The 15,787-nt window shown below is 64.9% G+C and carries 15 protein-coding genes; 5 read left to right on the top strand and 10 right to left on the bottom strand.

Going from position 1 to position 15,787, the window contains the following annotated elements; translation table 11 throughout:
• Nucleotides 1-38: 38 nt before the first annotated feature.
• Complete coding sequence (nrdF, locus tag KTR40_RS10490; RefSeq protein WP_056079660.1) at nucleotides 39-1,013, top strand: class 1b ribonucleoside-diphosphate reductase subunit beta; 975 nt, start codon at nucleotides 39-41, stop codon at nucleotides 1,011-1,013.
• A gap of 164 nt (nucleotides 1,014-1,177) precedes the next feature.
• Here nrdF and KTR40_RS10485 read toward each other — a convergent pair whose 3' ends face one another.
• The 4 genes from KTR40_RS10485 to KTR40_RS10470 all read right to left on the bottom strand — a co-directional run bounded on the left by KTR40_RS10485 (nucleotide 1,178) and on the right by KTR40_RS10470 (nucleotide 4,802).
• Nucleotides 1,178-2,698 (bottom strand): HNH endonuclease signature motif containing protein, encoded by a 1,521-nt coding sequence (locus KTR40_RS10485; RefSeq protein WP_228403627.1) that lies wholly within the window; start codon nucleotides 2,696-2,698, stop codon nucleotides 1,178-1,180.
• Nucleotides 2,699-2,766: 68 nt separating this feature from the next.
• Complete coding sequence (locus KTR40_RS10480) at nucleotides 2,767-3,534, bottom strand: SCO1664 family protein (protein ID WP_228403625.1); 768 nt, start codon at nucleotides 3,532-3,534, stop codon at nucleotides 2,767-2,769.
• Nucleotides 3,534-4,085, bottom strand: a complete 552-nt coding sequence (locus tag KTR40_RS10475) for a DUF3090 domain-containing protein (RefSeq protein ID WP_228403623.1) — start codon at nucleotides 4,083-4,085, stop codon at nucleotides 3,534-3,536. The genes KTR40_RS10480 and KTR40_RS10475 overlap by 1 nt, the downstream gene beginning before the upstream one ends.
• Before the next feature lie 24 nt (nucleotides 4,086-4,109).
• Nucleotides 4,110-4,802, bottom strand: coding sequence for a histidine phosphatase family protein (locus KTR40_RS10470; RefSeq protein ID WP_228403621.1), 693 nt, complete (start codon nucleotides 4,800-4,802; stop codon nucleotides 4,110-4,112).
• A gap of 274 nt (nucleotides 4,803-5,076) precedes the next feature.
• Between KTR40_RS10470 and KTR40_RS10465 the strand changes: the two genes are divergently transcribed.
• Both KTR40_RS10465 and KTR40_RS10460 read left to right on the top strand, forming a co-directional pair.
• A complete protein-coding gene (locus KTR40_RS10465) occupies nucleotides 5,077-6,048 on the top strand; it encodes a metallophosphoesterase (protein WP_228403619.1) in 972 nt (323 codons plus the stop codon).
• Between the two features lie 144 nt (nucleotides 6,049-6,192).
• Nucleotides 6,193-7,026 (top strand): hypothetical protein, encoded by an 834-nt coding sequence (locus KTR40_RS10460; protein WP_228403617.1) that lies wholly within the window; start codon nucleotides 6,193-6,195, stop codon nucleotides 7,024-7,026.
• Nucleotides 7,027-7,063: 37 nt separating this feature from the next.
• Here the strand turns inward: KTR40_RS10460 and KTR40_RS10455 are convergent, their stop codons facing one another.
• Nucleotides 7,064-7,426, bottom strand: coding sequence for a UBP-type zinc finger domain-containing protein (locus tag KTR40_RS10455; RefSeq protein WP_228403616.1), 363 nt, complete (start codon nucleotides 7,424-7,426; stop codon nucleotides 7,064-7,066).
• A 152-nt stretch (nucleotides 7,427-7,578) separates the two neighbouring features.
• On the opposite strand from KTR40_RS10455, the gene KTR40_RS10450 reads away from it, so the two are divergent.
• Together KTR40_RS10450 and KTR40_RS10445 are read left to right on the top strand one after the other, a co-directional pair.
• A complete protein-coding gene (locus KTR40_RS10450) occupies nucleotides 7,579-9,348 on the top strand; it encodes an FAD-dependent oxidoreductase (RefSeq protein WP_228403614.1) in 1,770 nt (589 codons plus the stop codon).
• Nucleotides 9,329-10,201: a hypothetical protein gene (locus KTR40_RS10445; protein ID WP_228403612.1), complete on the top strand. Its 873-nt coding sequence runs from the start codon at nucleotides 9,329-9,331 to the stop codon at nucleotides 10,199-10,201. Before KTR40_RS10450 ends, KTR40_RS10445 begins: the two co-directional genes overlap by 20 nt.
• Nucleotides 10,202-10,288: 87 nt before the next feature.
• On the opposite strand, the gene KTR40_RS10440 is transcribed toward KTR40_RS10445, so the two are convergent.
• From KTR40_RS10440 to KTR40_RS10420, 5 genes are all read right to left on the bottom strand, one after another.
• A complete protein-coding gene (locus tag KTR40_RS10440) occupies nucleotides 10,289-10,897 on the bottom strand; it encodes a hypothetical protein (protein ID WP_228403610.1) in 609 nt (202 codons plus the stop codon).
• A gap of 307 nt (nucleotides 10,898-11,204) precedes the next feature.
• The gene (locus KTR40_RS10435; RefSeq protein WP_228403608.1) at nucleotides 11,205-12,284 is read right to left on the bottom strand and encodes a glycerophosphodiester phosphodiesterase; all 1,080 of its coding nucleotides are present in this window, start codon (nucleotides 12,282-12,284) and stop codon (nucleotides 11,205-11,207) included.
• A 133-nt stretch (nucleotides 12,285-12,417) separates the two neighbouring features.
• Nucleotides 12,418-13,932, bottom strand: a complete 1,515-nt coding sequence (locus KTR40_RS10430) for a glycoside hydrolase family 32 protein (RefSeq protein ID WP_228403606.1) — start codon at nucleotides 13,930-13,932, stop codon at nucleotides 12,418-12,420.
• Nucleotides 13,933-13,934: 2 nt separating this feature from the next.
• Nucleotides 13,935-14,813: a carbohydrate ABC transporter permease gene (locus KTR40_RS10425; RefSeq protein WP_079596273.1), complete on the bottom strand. Its 879-nt coding sequence runs from the start codon at nucleotides 14,811-14,813 to the stop codon at nucleotides 13,935-13,937.
• Between the two features lies 1 nt (nucleotide 14,814).
• Entirely contained in the window at nucleotides 14,815-15,786 is a 972-nt protein-coding gene (locus KTR40_RS10420) for a carbohydrate ABC transporter permease (RefSeq protein ID WP_228403605.1), read from the bottom strand.
• Nucleotide 15,787: the final 1 nt, after the last annotated feature.

The raw sequence follows: 15,787 nt of genomic DNA, 5'->3' as shown, positions 1-15,787 counted from the left end.
TTAACTTAGAGAAAACCACCCAACGCATAGGGGATGACATGACCGAGAAGGTCAAGCTGCTTAGCCACGTCGAGGCCATCAACTGGAACCGTATCCAGGACGACAAGGACGTGGACGTCTGGAACCGACTGGTCAACAACTTCTGGCTGCCGGAGAAGGTGCCGCTGTCCAATGACGTCCAGTCCTGGAACACCCTGACGCCGGCCGAGCAGCAGCTCACCATGCGGGTGTTTACCGGCCTGACCCTGCTGGACACCATCCAGGGAACTGTTGGCGCAGTTTCCCTGATCCCGGATGCGCTGACTCCCCACGAGGAGGCCGTCTACACGAACATCGCGTTCATGGAGTCCGTGCACGCCAAGAGCTACTCCTCCATCTTCTCCACGCTGGCCTCCACCAAGGAGATCGACGAGGCGTTCCGCTGGTCCACCGAGAACGAGAACCTTCAGAAGAAGGCGCAGATCGTCATGGACTACTACCAGGGCGATGACCCCCTGAAGCGCAAGGTGGCCTCCACGCTGCTGGAGAGCTTCCTGTTCTACTCGGGCTTCTACCTCCCCATGTACTGGTCTTCACGCGCCAAGCTCACGAACACGGCCGACCTGATCCGCCTGATCATCCGCGATGAGGCAGTGCACGGCTACTACATCGGCTACAAGTTCCAGAAGGGCCTGGAGAGGGTTTCCGAGGAGAAGCGCCAGGAAATCAAGGACTACACGTTCGAGCTGCTGTTCGAGCTGTACGAGAACGAAGTCCAGTACACGCACGACCTGTACGACGGCGTGGGCCTGGCTGAGGACGTCAAGAAGTTCCTGCACTACAACGCCAACAAGGCGCTCATGAACCTGGGCTACGAGGCGATGTTCCCGGCGTCCGTCACCGACGTGAACCCGGCCATCCTCTCCGCCCTGTCCCCGAACGCGGACGAAAACCACGACTTCTTTAGCGGGTCCGGTTCTTCGTACGTGATCGGCAAGGCCGTGAACACTGAAGACGAGGACTGGGACTTCTAGTTCCCGCCGCAATACCTTTCGGACCTGACACAAGGGACCCCGCACGCTTGTGCGGGGTCCCTTGTGCATTGGGACAAGTCGCGTGGTTCCCAGCACCCTGCAAGGGCCATTCCGAAGCGGCGCGGCGGAGAGCGGCCCTGGGGACGACAGCTCCGTTTGGCAGCCTATCTCGCATCGAGATACGCGCGCAGGCATTCTTCTGCGGCAGAGCGCGGGTCCTTAAGGTAGTCCACGGTGCCGCCCAGAGCGGTGGGCATAGGCGGGTACGGCAGTTGTCGTTGCAATTCTCCGGCTACCGGCGTGAGCGAACGCGGCCAGTGTGGCGGTTCCCAGTCCTGGTGTTCGCTTTTGTATTTCCGCCCCGAAGGGGAGAGCCAGCCGGGCGGTTCATTCTTTGTGGCTGGTGTCGGGTTCCAGCCGCTGGCGTGTTTGAGTCTGTGGTGCCGTGGACAGGGCTGTCCCAGGTTGCTGATCCCGGTGGTTCCGCCGTGATGCCAGGCCAGGAGGTGGTCGGCCTCGTTGTCCAGCGAATGGTTGCTGCACCCGGGGAACGGGCACTTGCCGTCACGCATCCGGAGCCAGTTCCGCATGGCCTTCGTGATCCGGTAACTCGTGCGGCCGATTTCCAAGGGCGCCCCATCCCGTGGATCCACGAGCACCCTGTGGAACGAGTCAGCTCCATTGGCCACCAAATCCCGTGCCATGGAGGCAGGGATGGGTCCGAACCCGTCGAGCATCGCCGGCTCTTCAGTCATACCGAGCAGGGAGAAGACAGGAACGGTGACCAGGACCTCAGCCCGGGGTGTGGGGACATTGGCAAGACCTGCTGCCCCCGCCTCAGCCCCGCCGCTGCTGCCGCAGTGGATGCAGCCGGTGGCGCTTCTCAGGGCTGCCCTCGCGAATACGTCTGCCCGTAACTGGGTGAGCGTCCGGGTCTCGTTGGGCCCCTGCAGGCCCCGGGCGATGGCGGTAATGCGGTTCCAGATCGCAGCCCCCTGGTCCGCGGGCAGGTAGGCAGACACCCGCGCCATCCCGTCCTGCTCAGGGGTGTATTCCAGGCATCTGTCCTGCACGCCCTTGGCATGGCGCTTTTCGATGCTTTCCGGGTGGTGCCGTTCGCGCCAGGTCCTGGCCTTCCGCCGGAACCTGAAGGCGGGCATCTCGCCGACCGGACAGCCGCGGGCAGGAGAGGCCGCATCATCCCCGAGGAAGTGGGCTTCGAGTGCCCCCGCTGCGTCGCGGTCGAGGGTGGCGGTTTCGTCCACCATCACCTTGGCGTGTTGCCACGAAAGAGTTCCCGCCTGCAGGGCTGACAGGGTCGCAGGTAGGGACGTGGCCAACGCATGGGATTGTTCCAGCAGCATGCCTGCGGCCCGGTCGGCGATGGCCAGTACGCAGCCCACCTCGGCCGCTATTGCCATTTCCTGGGCCTGGGCCGGCATGTCCAGAGGCGCCGCCGACCGCGCCGAGTCCGCATACGTGGCGGCTGCCTCCGCCTTCAATGCCGCGATTTTGGCCTCGGCCCGTGCGCTCTTGGCGAGGATCTCCAAGCATCCGTCAGCAACGGCCGCCAGAGGGTCAGTGTCCGACGCCGACGCGCAATGGGGCAGAGCGACCTCGGCGCGGATTATCGCAATTGCGTCGTCTATCGCCGCAAAAGCCTTTTCCACCGCTTCGCTTGCCATGTACCCATTATTGAAGGAGGGTCTGACATCTTACGTCGGCATGCTGCGGTGCCGTAGCGGTGATTCCCTTAGAACAGCGGCCAGGGCACCGCAGACATCTCACCGCTCGGAGCCGGGAACCGACCCGCCGAGCGCAACCGGGCACAGCGGGCCGCGAGCGAGGCGACTTCTTCGGCGCTGAGCAGGTCTGCCAGGTTTCGGCCCAGCTCACCGTCCAGTCCATCGCTGACGCGGTCGATGCCCTCAAGTTCCTCGACGGTCAGGGCGTCTCCCAGCCACCCCCACAGCACGGTGCGCAGCTTGTGGTCACGGTGAAAGGTAAGCCCGTGGTCCACTCCGTGCCGGTGTCCGTCCGTCATGGCCAGGATGTGGTCCCCCTTACGGTCGGCATTGTTTACGACGACGTCGAACACCGCTATGCGCCTGAGCGCCGGAGAGTCCTCATGGATGAGGGCGACCAATCGTCCGTTCTCATCCTGACCCTCGAGGACCTGTTTCCAACCGGCCCCGGGAACGTCGCCCGCTTCAACGAGGTCCACCGCGATCTGGTCGGGGTCTGTCTCCTGCCACAGCTGCACCATCCCTTCGCCGAAGGGACCATCGCGCAACCAGGTGCGAGGCACCACGTTCCAGCCGAGGACCTCCGAGACCAGGTAGGCGGCAACCTCCCGGTGGGCAAGGACGCCGTCGGGAAAATCCCAGAGCGGTTTCTCCCCGGCAATCGGCTTGTAGACAACCGCTGTGCCGCCAATGCTGCCCAGGAAGGTGGCATTCGACGCCGTCGTAATGCGCCCGGTGAGCATCAGTTCGGCCGTCACCAGGTCAGGCGCCGGCATCAGGCCTCGGGCAAAGTGCAGACGTGCCCGTCGGCGTCTACGGGGTAACCGCAGAGCGGGCACGCGGGACGCCCGGCGCCCACAACCTCACGTGTGCGCTTGGCAAATGCGCGGGCTGTGCCAACCGGCATCCGCACAAGCAGCATTTCGGGCACGTCGGCGTCCTCATCAAGGGATTCGTCGTCGTTATCCGCGTCGGCATCGATGATGGGATAGGCCTCTATGACGACCTGCGCCGTCGTCGGGTCCCAACCTAAACTCATGGCGCCGGTCCGAAACTGCTCCTGCACAGCCTCAAGTTGGTCATTGTCAACCAATTCAATGGGAGTGCTGGTAGGAACGCTGTGGGGGTTGCCCTCGACGTTGAGAAGCTGGTCGAGGATTTCGTCAATCTTCTCCGCGAGCAGGGCCGACTGCTGCTTCTCCATGGCGATACTGACGATCTGGTTCCCTGCCCGTACCTGCAGGTAGAACGTCCGTGCCCCTGGAAGGCCAATAGTGCCGACGACGACCCGATCAGGCCAGTCGAACTCATGAACACGTGTAGGCATAAGAGCATTTTAGGCACAGGCGCTTCATGGCGCCTGTTGCCCTGCACCGCCGCCCACCGGCGAGTCGACCGGGAGGATGCCGTTCGACAGCCAGGACAGATCCCCGGCCTCGGTGTTGGTCGCGTGGACGCTTGGCCGGGTGGCGCTGTAGCGGACGATCGATACGGAGGCAGGGTTCACGTTAATGCGCTGGAACAGGTCCAGGTGCATGCCCAGCGCGTCGGCAATGATTGATTTAATGACGTCACCGTGGCTCACCGCCACCCACACGGCTCCTGGCCCGTACTCGGCTTCGAAGGCAGCATCATGGCGGCGAATGGCTGCGACCGCTCGAGCCTGCATCCCGGCCATGGATTCACCGCCGGGAAAGACGACGGCGGACGGCTGCGATTGCACAGCCGACCACAGAGCTTCGGTTGTGAGATCACTGAGCGTGCGGCCCTGCCACTGGCCGTAATCGCACTCGGTAAGATCGGGTTCCACCGGAGCGTATGGATTGCCGGCTTGGCGGTCGAGGATCAGCTGGGCGGTTTGCCGACAACGCTCGAGAGGGCTCGATACCACGCCAACTACGGGCACTGCCGCGAGCCGTTCTCCGGTCAAAGCCGCCTGCTCGCGCCCGATCTGGTCCAGGCTGACACCGGCAGCCCGCCCGGCCAGCACCCCAGTGGCATTGGCTGTGGTGCGGCCGTGCCGCACGAGGATAACTGTCGCCATCCACCCAGCCTATCCATCCGCTCGACTGCAGCGCTTACCAGATCCATGAAGATTTGGTCCGGCGCTGGCATCGGCTCTCCGGAAGAGTGTAGGTGTGGCCCGGGCCCGAATTACGTGAGCGACCGTTCCGCATGGGGTGGCTTGATGCTGTGAGACGGCAGCTCGAGAAGGACTTCGGCCAGGTGTTACCAGGTAGCCTTCGCTTCGTTGCCGCTGCGTCACCGGGCGCTGTTTGGCTCGTGCTGTTCCTTTCCCTATCACTCAGGAGCTCACAATGCCGATCCGATTCCCCGCGCCCCTTACCCGCCATGGCCAGAGCCGTCGCAGCTTCCTGGGCATGAGCGCCGGCGCAGCCGCCGCCTTAGCCGTCGCGGGTGCGCCGGCCGCGGCATCGGCATCCAATCGCGGCGCCGAGCCGCCGCTGCGGTTCGGCGTCATTGCCGACTGCCAGTACGCCGATAAGCCCGACCGCGGTGTCCGGCTCTACCGGCAGTCCATCGGCAAGCTGCAGGAGGCGGTGGCCACCCTCAACGAGGAGGACCTCCGGTTCGCGCTGCACCTCGGCGACTTCATTGATGAGTTCCCGGAGAGCTTTGATGCCGTGATGCCGATCTGGGAGCAGCTGAGGATGTCGAAGTTCCATGTCCTTGGCAACCATGACTTCCAGATGCCCCGGGAGGAGGTGCTGCGCACTATGAACATGCCGGCGTCGTACCACCAGTTCCGCCGCAACGGCTGGCGATTCATCATCGTTGACACAAATGACGTCAGCACCTACGGCAACCCCGAAGGTTCCGCCAACTACGTACTGGCCGAAAAGATGCGCGCCGAACTGCAGGCGGCGGGCAAGCCGAACGGGCAGGCCTGGAACGGCGGCGTTGGCCCGGAGCAGCTCGCTTGGATTGAGCAGACCCTCGAACTCGCTCGCCACAATGGAGAGAAGGTGGTGCTCAATGCCCACCACCCTGTTTTTCCCCTCGACCAGCACAACGCCTACAACGACACCGCACTCGTGGACCTGGTGACCTCCTACGACAACGTTGTCGCCTGGTTCAATGGCCACAACCACGCAGGCAACTACGGTTTCGCCGGTGGCACCCACTTCATCACTTTCAAGGGGATGCTGGATACGACGGTGAATTCCTACGCCACTGTCCAGGCGTTCGACGACCGCCTCGTGGTGGAAGGATTCGGACGGGAACCGAACCGGATTGTTCCGATCGGCGCCCCTGCATACGAGGTCTGACTGGGAGGCCACGGGCGCGGCGAGGTGACTTAGACTCGTGCTTGCCGAAGGAAAGCGGAACTCGGGTGGGGGCGGGCGCGTATGGTGCATCACCGGCTGACGAAGCATGACTGTGCTGTACACACGGCTGAGGTTGTTGAGCGTTTGGGAGTCCTTGTCCCGTGCATCGAGGCGGAGGATCTTGGACCAATTCCTGGGGCCGAGCTGGCGGACTGGATCTACGTCGATGCCGAATCTGAACCGGAGGTCGCAAACCACGGCTGGCAGGTGGGACTGGACGACGAAGTCGGTTTGCTCGTTCGTCCCGATCACGACGACCTGGCGGACCTTTTAGGAGAGCAGTCCGGCGTCCGCTCGGTTGTCCAGCTCGACCGCGAAGTGTTCGCCGTTGAAGCACCCCGGTTGTGTGCAGATGGTCTGCGCGCAGCCGTGATGCTGGCTGTCGCCGCGGCCAACCGAAGGGCGCATGAAACGCGTAGGCCCGATCAGCCGGGAAGTCCCGCCGGCGAGGGCGTCCCCCAGCCGCAGCCGACCCCCATGGTCCAGGCGCCGCAGTCAGCAGAACCTCCGGAAAGTGACGACCTGTGCCGGCTGGTCTCGGGCGATGCCGCCAGTGAAGGCGGCAAGGTGCAGGTTTGGGTCAACCGGAACGGCATCCTGATCCTGCCTGCCGGCACTATCCCGCACGGGCCGCTGGACCAGAGCGAGAACCCGTACTTCCAGCGCGCCACCGTTGCGCCAGCCCGTGCTGTCAGCCTTGTTAAGCAGCATGCAGGGAGATGGATTCCTTATGCCTACCTCAACCGGCTCCAGTTGCGCCGGCCCGGGCTGGTCCGGCGGCGCTGGACAGCCAGGGTCGTCGAACAGAGCGGCGCTTCCATCACCCTGAGCTGGCGCGGGACCCGTCCACACGCACTGCTGTTCTGGGGTTACGTCGTCGCCCGGCGTGGCCTGGGCGCGGTGGACGGACTGCCGTAAAAAACCAGCACTGGCAAACAGGGTTCTGGGTGCGCTGTTACCGGTGCAGGCGCTCCCGCCAGTCTGCCGGTACCTTGCCTGCCGGTGCAGGTGACGGCTGCTCCGGTGGCCTGGACTGAGGATCCGGGAGCCTCGGGCCGCGGAAGAACTTCTTCGTGGTGTGCTCGTAGAACCAGTCCTCCCCAGGTTCGAAGGACCTCACGACGGGGTGCCCGGCGGTGCGCGCGTGTGCGCTGGCATGCTGTGACGGTGATGAATCGCAGCAGCCGATGTGGCCGCATTGGGCGCAGCGGCGAAGATGCAGCCACCATCCGGCGCCCTCACCGTTGAGGCATTCCTCGCATCCTGTTCCACTGGGTGTGGCGTCCAGGTTGATTCCAGGTACCGGGTGGTCGTCCACGAGTCCTCCATTTCCATAGCCTCTGCTCTGCCCAGGTCCCGTTTGCCCGCTGTAGGGAGTCATTCTGACAGAGTCCCCATGCCCTTGTCCCCAGTGTCCTGGCGCGGGTATCGTGATCGCCACCGAACCATTGATCCGGAAAGACGGCGGCCATGGATGACTCGGTTCCGATCATGCTGATTGCCACCACAGACCCCACCACCCGGCGCATCCTTGGAGACGAATTACGTCGACGCTACGGTGCGGACTACGAGGTGGTGGCCTGCGACGGACACGCCCACGGGCGGGCGGTGCTTGAGGGACTCAGGCGCTGGAACCGCCAGGTTGCCCTCATCCTCGGGTGCTACGGACCGGCAGACCGCGGTGGACTCGATTTCCTGCGGCGTGCCTATGGTTTTCACCCGGCTGCCAAGCGTGCTGTTGTGGTCACGTGGGGCGACTTCGCCAGCGCCCCCACCGTCTTCCAGGCAATCGCGCGCGGGTACGCCGAATTGCTGATCATACGTCCCGAACGATCGCGCGACGAAGAATTCCACGGGGCCATTACCGACGCCCTTGACGACTGGCACTTGGCCCAGGGCGTCGGGTTCGAGGCCGTCCGGCTGATCGGGGAGGTCGGCGACGAAAGAACCTACGTGTTGCGGGACTCCTTGAGCCGAAACCACATCCCCGCCGTCTTCCACCCTGTGGAGTCCGAGATCGCGCAACGGACCCTGGAGAGCCTGAACCTCCGCAGTCCCGCCCTTCCGGTTATGGTGCTGCAGTTCACGGCGCCCCCCATTGTCCTCGAGAACCCCAGTGACCTGGAGATCGCCCAAGCGATAGGGGTAACGCGACCGCCACCGGCGGACAAAGTCTTCGATGTGGTGGTTGTGGGGGCTGGCCCCTCCGGTCTGGCTACCGCCGTGTATGCCTCCTCCGAAGGCCTCTCCACCATGGTGGTGGAGGGGGAGGCCGTGGGTGGCCAGGCCGGCACGAGCTCGTTGATTCGCAACTACCCTGGCTTTTCCCGCGGTGTGAGCGGCGCCCATTTGGCCTACCGCTCTTTCCACCAGGCCTGGACCTTGGGCACGGACTTCCTCTTCCTGCGGAAGGTGGAGCGGCTCGGCGAGGACGGAAGACTGTACACAGTATCGATTTCCGGTGGCACCGTTGTACGGTGCCGCTCGGTGGTGGTGGCCACGGGCGTGGAGTACCGTCGCCTCGGCATACCCCAACTGGAGGATCTGGTGGGTCGAGGCGTCTTCTACGGGGCCACAGTCTCCGAGGCGCCGTCGATGGCCGGAAAACACGTCTGTGTAGTGGGAGGCGGCAATTCGGCCGGACAGGCGGCCCTGCACCTTGCCAAGTATGCGAAGAAGGTGACGCTGCTGGTGCGCGGACCCACTTTGTCGGTGAGTATGTCGGAGTACCTCATAGCCCAACTTGAGGCCACCCGGAACGTTGCCATCCGCTATAGCAGCATGATCGTGGGCGCCCGTGACCAGGACGGATTCCTCGCCGCCGTCAAGGTCACCGCATCCGGAGCCGCCGACGCAGGCCCCGGCGAGGAGATCGAAGCGGGCGGCTTGTTCGTGCTGATAGGTTCGGTGCCGCGGACCTCCTGGCTGCCTGGCAGCGTAGAGCGTGACCCGGCCGGTTTTTTGCTCACGGGCATCAGGCGCGAGGGCAGTGGCGACGCCCCGTCCACCAGGCCGCCCAGGCCGCCGCTAGCCCTGGAAACCAGCATGCCCGGCATTTTCGCGATCGGCGACGTGAGGGCAGGTTCGATCAAAAGGGTGGCTACTGCAGTGGGCGACGGCGCCACGGTGGTCTCCATGCTTCACACCTACCTGGCGGAGAACCCGCTTCCTGCCTCACCCCCTGCCCCTGGTGACCCAGCCGCAGCCGAGGAGCTGACCGGTGAAGACCGCGTCAACTGAAACCGCGCCGTTGATTCGTCCCATGCGATGGCTGCTCTATGCCGCTGCATTCCTCGTGTTCCTCGCGGGCCTCGTACTGTTCGTGTTTCCGCTCCGGACTGCGGAATGGTTCGCGTGGACAGTCAATCCGCCCATGACCGCGGTCTTCCTCGGGGCGGCCTACTGGTCGGCCGCCGGCCTGGAAGTGGCGGGCGCCCGTTCAGCGGGTTGGGATGCAGCGAGGCTGGCAGTCTGGCCCGTGTTCGTCTTCACCACGCTGACTCTCGGAGTCACCCTGCTTCATCTCGACCGCTTCCACCTGTCGCCGGCCGCTGGCCCCCTCGCCCAAGGAGCCACCTGGGCGTGGCTGGCAATCTACGCTGCCGTGCCCGTGGCGATGCTCGTCATTGGCTGGATGCAGGTCCGGTCCCGGCGTCCTGCCCCGAAGTCCGGGACGGTGGCACGGCCAGTGCTGCCCGCTGCGCTCCGGCTGCTCATGGTGGGAATCGCTGCGGTACTGCTGCTCTATGGCGTTGCGCTCCTGGCCGTACCCATTCCTGCCGCCACGTTGTGGCCGTGGCCACTGTCCGAGCTCACAGCGAGGGCGGTCGGAGCGTGGCTGGTCGGTCTTGGCTGGTCGGCCGCTCAGGGCCAGTCCAGCCGCGACCTCCGCACCGTCCGCCCTGTGGCCCTGACCTCCGTGGCCTTCGTCATTCTGCAGGCGCTTGCCCTGCTGCGGTATGGCGACGTCCTGTCGTGGCCGAGCGCACCGGCGATCGGTTTCATCACCGTGCTCCTTGCCATTGGAGTCACCGGTGGATGGGCTCTCGCGCTAGCGCGTTCGACTTCGCCCCGCGGGGCGGAGCGGCGGTAGGCGGCGCGGGCTGAATGGCTCTTCGGGACGCTTCGGGACGCCGCCGAGCAGGCGCGGCTTCCGTTGCCGGACCGTCCGGCAACGGGGTCACGCGAGAGTTGCCACCCGTGCCTTCTGCACCTCCCGCTCAGCCCGCTGCTTGATGCCCAGCAGCATCGCGCGATCCATGAACAAGTAACCTGGCTGCAGCAGGAAGTCCATGAAGCGCAGCACTGCAGTCCGCCCCGGACCGGTGCGAGTCCGCAGCAAAAGCCGCGTCCCGCCGTCGCCCGTATCGTGGAGGATGAACTGCCACGTTCCGGTTACCGTGCCTGCCGGCGCGCCCGGGCTTGAGTCGAGAACGAGGTGCCGGCAGCTCTCCAATTCGGCCACGCGGGGTCCCCTGCGCCCTCCCGGATAACCTGGGGGAGTGAAGGCGATCGTGTCGCCTACCTTGAGGTCCTGCCACTCCGGGTGGATCCGGTCCGCGTTGGTTACTCCCAGACGGAGCAACCCGTTCTCAACCCACGTGTAGGAGTACAGCCCGGCCCGGTCAACCCCCATCTGCACGAGCCACGGCCAGACCTGCGCGGGCGGCGCGGAGATGGTGACGGCCATTGTCTGGACGGAGTCGGGCTCGGGGATCAGGTTATCGCCTGGCAGCAACATGCCCGACTCTGACCCGGTGGCACCCCATTTTCCTAAGAGGCGGGGCATCACGCCGTGTGTAAGGGCACCGACAACCGTGCCAGCACCAACGATCCCCAGTAACCATTGCCCTGGAATGCGGGCCGCTCCGCGGTTTCCGCCCTCGGTTCGGAGCAAAAGCATATTCCTGCCTCCCAAGCTCAGAGGTGTCCGGCAAGTAAGCGGAACCAAAAGTGCCACTCTCGGCGCATGGACCGGATGCCCTGACACTACGGCCGGTCCCGGCCCGGCACCCAGAGCCCAAAGTCCCAATGGAGGCAAAAAAGCGGGCCCTGCACGTAAACCGTGCAGGGCCCGCGTGGTGCTGGCTTCGGCGTTACAGCCGGGCAGCCCCCGGCTCCAGCGAGAACTGCTGCGGGAGCTTCATGGAGTATTCGGCCATGACGTCGCGAAGGCGGTCCGGGTAGTCGGTGATGATCCCGTCCACGCCGGTGTCGATGAGCGCGCGCATGGTGGGCTTGTCGTCCACGGTCCACGGAATGACCTGCATCCCGGCCTCGTGGGCGCGGTTGACCATGTCTGCGGTGACGTAAGGGGTGTATCCGGGGTCCACCACGGTTCCGTTTTGGGGAGTTCCGTGTACCGGGGAAATGGCGTCGAAGCCCAGATGGGAGGCAGCTGCCACCAGGTCTCCGCCGAAGTCGTCAGCGTCAATGCCGCCCAGCCACGGCGAGCTGCCGGGCTTGCCGGCCTGCAGGAAGTCCTTGTTGGTCAGTGCAACGGTGCGGATCTGGGGGTCCAGATCCTGCACCAGCCGGAGGGCACCCCAGTCGAAGCTTTGGATGGACACGCGGGGCTGCATGTTGGCGGCCTTGATTTCCTTCAGTGCCACGGCCACGAACTGCTCCCGGGGAGCGGTCTGCTCCGGTGCGCCGGCCTCAACCTTCGTCTCGATGTTGAACTTCACCTGGCTGGCCCGGTAGGAATCCACCAGGGCGAAAACTTCGGCGAGGGTCGGCATCTTTTCACCGGGAGCGGACTGCTGGCCCGGGAACTGGGAAAGGGTCAGGCTGCCACAGTCAAGGCTCCGGACCTGGTCGAAGGTGAGGTCCTTGATGTACTTGCCCACGTAGGGGAACTGGGGATCCCCGGGCGTGACGGGGGCGGTGTCGGCACACTTCTTATCGCTGATCTTGCGGTCATGGGTGACAACTTCGCGGCCGTCCTTGGTGATCTGGAGATCCAGTTCAAGGGTGGTGACGCCGGTTTCGAGCGCTTTGGCGAACGCGGGAAGGGTGGACTCGACTGTCAGTCCCAGTCCGCCGCGATGCGCCTGGAGGTCAAAGTGGTTGTCGGCGCCTTTCGGATTGGTGTCCGCGGCCTGCGCCGGAAGGGATGTTCCCAGCGCCAGTCCTGTGCACATGGCCGCCGCGGCCAGCAGCTTTGCATAGTTCATCTGTCATTCTCCAAGTTGGGGTGTGCCCGGTAAAAGGGCACACCAAGTCTTGGGACCGAGGGGAAACCTGCCACAGCGAACAGATGGAGGGGACGTTACATGTGCATGAACGAAGCCCCGGCGTCCTGCAAAATCAGCGCTCGACGACGTCCAGCGCCACGAGGCGCGCGCCCTCACCTTCCGCGAAGACAGACAGAGCCGTGCCCGCCTCAGCGGGGAATACCAGGTCAGTGAGTGTGGCGAGCCCGTCCTGGGCGAAGACCTCAACCGAGCAGCGGTCCAGGTAGACCCGCAGGCGGAGCCGGCCTCCCCACAAAGGCACGGCCACGGCTTCGACGGATGGGAAGGTTTCGTGGAAATCCACGTGCCCCGATTCGCGCCGGTCCAGCCGCAGCATCCCGTCCGCAGCGTCGTAGCGGATGACCGTCCGTTCACCGTCCCCCGCCCGAAGCACCAGACCCACACTCGGGGCCGCACCCGGCTCCAACTCAACATCGATCCGCGCCACGGATGCGGCGGCCGGGACGTCCAGGACGCCGGAGGCCAAGGGCTGCGGGCCAAGCCGGAAGCCCTGGCAATCCAACCCATCAAACGGATCAACTGCCTCCTGCCGAAGCACCACTTTCCCGTCCACCCGGGCCAGTGACACCTCCCGGGGCAGGGACATGGCGCTACGCCAGCCGCCGGTGGGCGTCTCGCGGGCGTAGTCCCAGTTGTTCATCCAGCCGATCATGACCCGGCGGCCGTCCGGCATGTTGCTGAACGAGACAGCGGCGTAGTAGTCCCGGCCCCAGTCGAGCCAGCCGTACTCGCGCATGCGCGAGGCATCGATCTGGAGGCCCTCGGTGACGGTGGATTCGGAACGGAACGCCACGCCGTCGAACTCTCCAAGGAAGTACTGCCCCGCCGAGCCGCCGGCGATGCCGCCCGGGTTGATGTTCACGATCAGGACCCACCGGCTGTCCGCCGGATTCCCGTCCACGGGCAGCTCGAACAGGTCCGGGCACTCCCATACGCCGCCGGTGGCGTTGGCAGGCCCGAAAGTGCTCAGGTGTTCCCAGCTCTTCAGGTCGGCCGACTTGTACAGCACCACCTGGCGCCGCACCGCCTCGACGGCGACCATCACCCAGTAGCTGCCGGCACCGCCGTCGTACCAAAAGACCTTGGGATCCCGGAAGTCCGCGGACGCGCGGTCCAGCACCGGATTGCCGTGGTACTTAGTCCAGGTCCTGCCCTCGTCCAGGCTGTACGCGAGCGACTGGGCCTGCCGGCCCGCCAACGGGGCGGCCTCGCTGTAGGCGCTGGTGTAGATGGCCACCAGCGGGGGATGCGCTGCCGTGCCGAGGCCGCTGGTGTTGTGCTGGTCGAACACTGCCGAGCCGGAGAAGATCCCCTCATGCTCGTCGCACGGGATGGCTACCGGCTGCTCCTCCCAGTGCAGCAGGTCCGGCGAGGTGGCGTGCCCCCAGGACATGTTGCCCCAGTCCGGGCCGAACGGGTTGTGCTGGTAGAAGAGGTGGTAGGTGCCGTTGAGGTACACCAGCCCGTTCGGATCGTTGAGCCAGTTCCGTTCGGAGGTGTAGTGGAACTCCGGCCGGTAACGGTCCGTGGCGGCAATGGTGGGAAGCGCCGTCGTCAGGAAGTTCATGGCTAGCCCTTTACCCCGCTCGAGGCGATGCTGTTGACGAAGGAACGCTGGAAGGCGATGAACAGCACCACCACCGGGACGGTGATCAGGGACGCGTAGGCCATCACCTCGCCCCACGAGACGTTCAGCTGGAAGAAGTACTGGATGCCGATCATCACCGGCCGCAGTTCCTCGGACTGGACCACCATGAGGGGCCAGAGGTAGGAGTTCCAGGCGGGCAGGAAGGTCAGGATCGCCACGGTTGCGGTGGCCGGTCCGGAGAGCGGCATGACCACCTGGCGGTAGATCTTGAACCAGCCGGCGCCGTCGATGCGGGCGGCCTCGTCCAGTTCCTTGGGGATGGATTCGAAGTACTGGTGGAACAGGTAGATGGAGAACGCGTTGGCGATGAACGGGATGATCTGCACCTGGTAGGTGTCCAGCCAGCCCTTGGAGAATTCCAGGCTGAAGCCGTTCAGCTCGAAGTAGGGGAGCTGGTTGACCCACCACACCAGCGGCAGGGCTAGGGTCTGGAAAGGCACGATCAGCGTGGCCAGGATGGCGGTGAATACGATCTTCTTGCCGCGGACCTGCATCCGGGACAGGGCGAAGGCGCAGAGGCTGTTGACGAAGATGCCCAGGATGACCGTGACGGCGGAGACGCCCACCGAGTTGAGCAGGAAGCGGGCCGCCGGGACCCGGTCAAAGACGGCCGTGTAATTGTCGAACGAGATGTTGCCCACCGGCAGGAACGCGGCCAGGGAGGACATGTCACCGAAGATCTGCTGGTCCGGTTTCAGTGAGGACACCAGCATGAAGACGATGGGGAACGCGGCGACAACCGCGAAGAGGATGCGCACCAGCATGGTGCCGGCGTTCTTCAGGAGGAGTTGGTTTTTCATGTCAGTCTTTCTCCCGGGTGAGGTGGCGCTGCACCGCGGAGACGATCAGGACGAGGACGAAGAACACCAGCGAAATGGCGGAGGCGTAGGAGGTTTCCTGCTGCCGGTAGCCGGACTGGACGGCTTCGTAAATGATGGTGGTGGTGGAATCCATGGGTCCGCCCTGGGTCATCACGCTGATCTGGTCGAAGAGTCCAAGGGCCTGGATGGTGATGGTGACAAGCACCAGGCTGCGGGTGTGGAAGAGCCCGGGCCAGGTGACGTAGCGGAACTGCTGCCAGCGGCTGGTGCCGTCCAGCTGGGCCGCCTCATAGAGTTCGCCCGAGATGCCCTGCAGCCCGGCCAGCCAGATGATCATGTGGAAGCCGGCGGCCTGCCAGATGGACAGGATGATGATGGCCGGCATTGCGGTGTTGGGATCGCCCAGCCAGTCCGGCCCGTCGATCAGGCCGAAGCTGACGGCCGCGAGGATCTCGTTGATCAGGCCGTCCTTGCGGTACATGAACAGCCACAGCAGTGAGACAACCACCATGGAGGTGACCACGGGAAGGAAGTACACCGTCCGGAAGAAATTCACGCCGCGGAACTTCTTGTTGATCAACAGTGCCATTACCAGCGCCAGGCCGGACTGCACCGGGACAATGACCACGGTGAAGTAGGCGACGTTGAGCAGGGCGCGGTAGAACGTGGGGTCCGTGAACAGGCGGGTGAAGTTGTCCAGCCCCACGAATTCAACCGGCCGCGGCGAGATGAGCCGGGCGTTGGTGAAGGCCAGGCCGAAGCCCAGGATGGCCGGAATGAAGATGAAGGCCAGCAGGAGCAGCGCCGCGGGGGCGATCATGCCCCAGCCGCTGAGCTGGTCGCGGCGGAATCCGGGCCGGCGGTGCGCAGCGGGTTTAACGTTCGACGGCGGCGGGGCGGCCTGGGTGCTCGATGGGACGCGTGGGCGGGTGGGAAGGGGAGCAGTTGCCATG

Origin of the sequence: Pseudarthrobacter sp. L1SW (assembly GCF_020809045.1) — a bacterium.
GTDB lineage: Bacteria > Actinomycetota > Actinomycetes > Actinomycetales > Micrococcaceae > Arthrobacter.
The sequence above is the reverse complement of the archived record's forward strand: the minus strand, read 5'-3'. Positions and strand labels throughout refer to the sequence as shown.

What these genes read in the sequence shown, in the direction of transcription:
- KTR40_RS10430 (WP_228403606.1), bottom strand. Translation starts at nt 13,932, where the DNA reads ATGAACTTCCTGACGACGGCGCTTCCCACCATTGCCGCCACGGACCGT.
- KTR40_RS10420 (WP_228403605.1), bottom strand. Translation starts at nt 15,786, where the DNA reads ATGGCAACTGCTCCCCTTCCCACCCGCCCACGCGTCCCATCGAGCACC.
- KTR40_RS10435 (WP_228403608.1), bottom strand. Translation starts at nt 12,284, where the DNA reads ATGAACTATGCAAAGCTGCTGGCCGCGGCGGCCATGTGCACAGGACTG.
- KTR40_RS10480 (WP_228403625.1), bottom strand. Translation starts at nt 3,534, where the DNA reads ATGCCGGCGCCTGACCTGGTGACGGCCGAACTGATGCTCACCGGGCGC.
- KTR40_RS10450 (WP_228403614.1), top strand. Translation starts at nt 7,579, where the DNA reads ATGGATGACTCGGTTCCGATCATGCTGATTGCCACCACAGACCCCACC.
- KTR40_RS10475 (WP_228403623.1), bottom strand. Translation starts at nt 4,085, where the DNA reads ATGCCTACACGTGTTCATGAGTTCGACTGGCCTGATCGGGTCGTCGTC.
- nrdF (WP_056079660.1), top strand. Translation starts at nt 39, where the DNA reads ATGACCGAGAAGGTCAAGCTGCTTAGCCACGTCGAGGCCATCAACTGG.
- KTR40_RS10470 (WP_228403621.1), bottom strand. Translation starts at nt 4,802, where the DNA reads ATGGCGACAGTTATCCTCGTGCGGCACGGCCGCACCACAGCCAATGCC.
- KTR40_RS10425 (WP_079596273.1), bottom strand. Translation starts at nt 14,813, where the DNA reads ATGAAAAACCAACTCCTCCTGAAGAACGCCGGCACCATGCTGGTGCGC.
- KTR40_RS10465 (WP_228403619.1), top strand. Translation starts at nt 5,077, where the DNA reads ATGCCGATCCGATTCCCCGCGCCCCTTACCCGCCATGGCCAGAGCCGT.
- KTR40_RS10440 (WP_228403610.1), bottom strand. Translation starts at nt 10,897, where the DNA reads ATGCCCCGCCTCTTAGGAAAATGGGGTGCCACCGGGTCAGAGTCGGGC.
- KTR40_RS10485 (WP_228403627.1), bottom strand. Translation starts at nt 2,698, where the DNA reads ATGGCAAGCGAAGCGGTGGAAAAGGCTTTTGCGGCGATAGACGACGCA.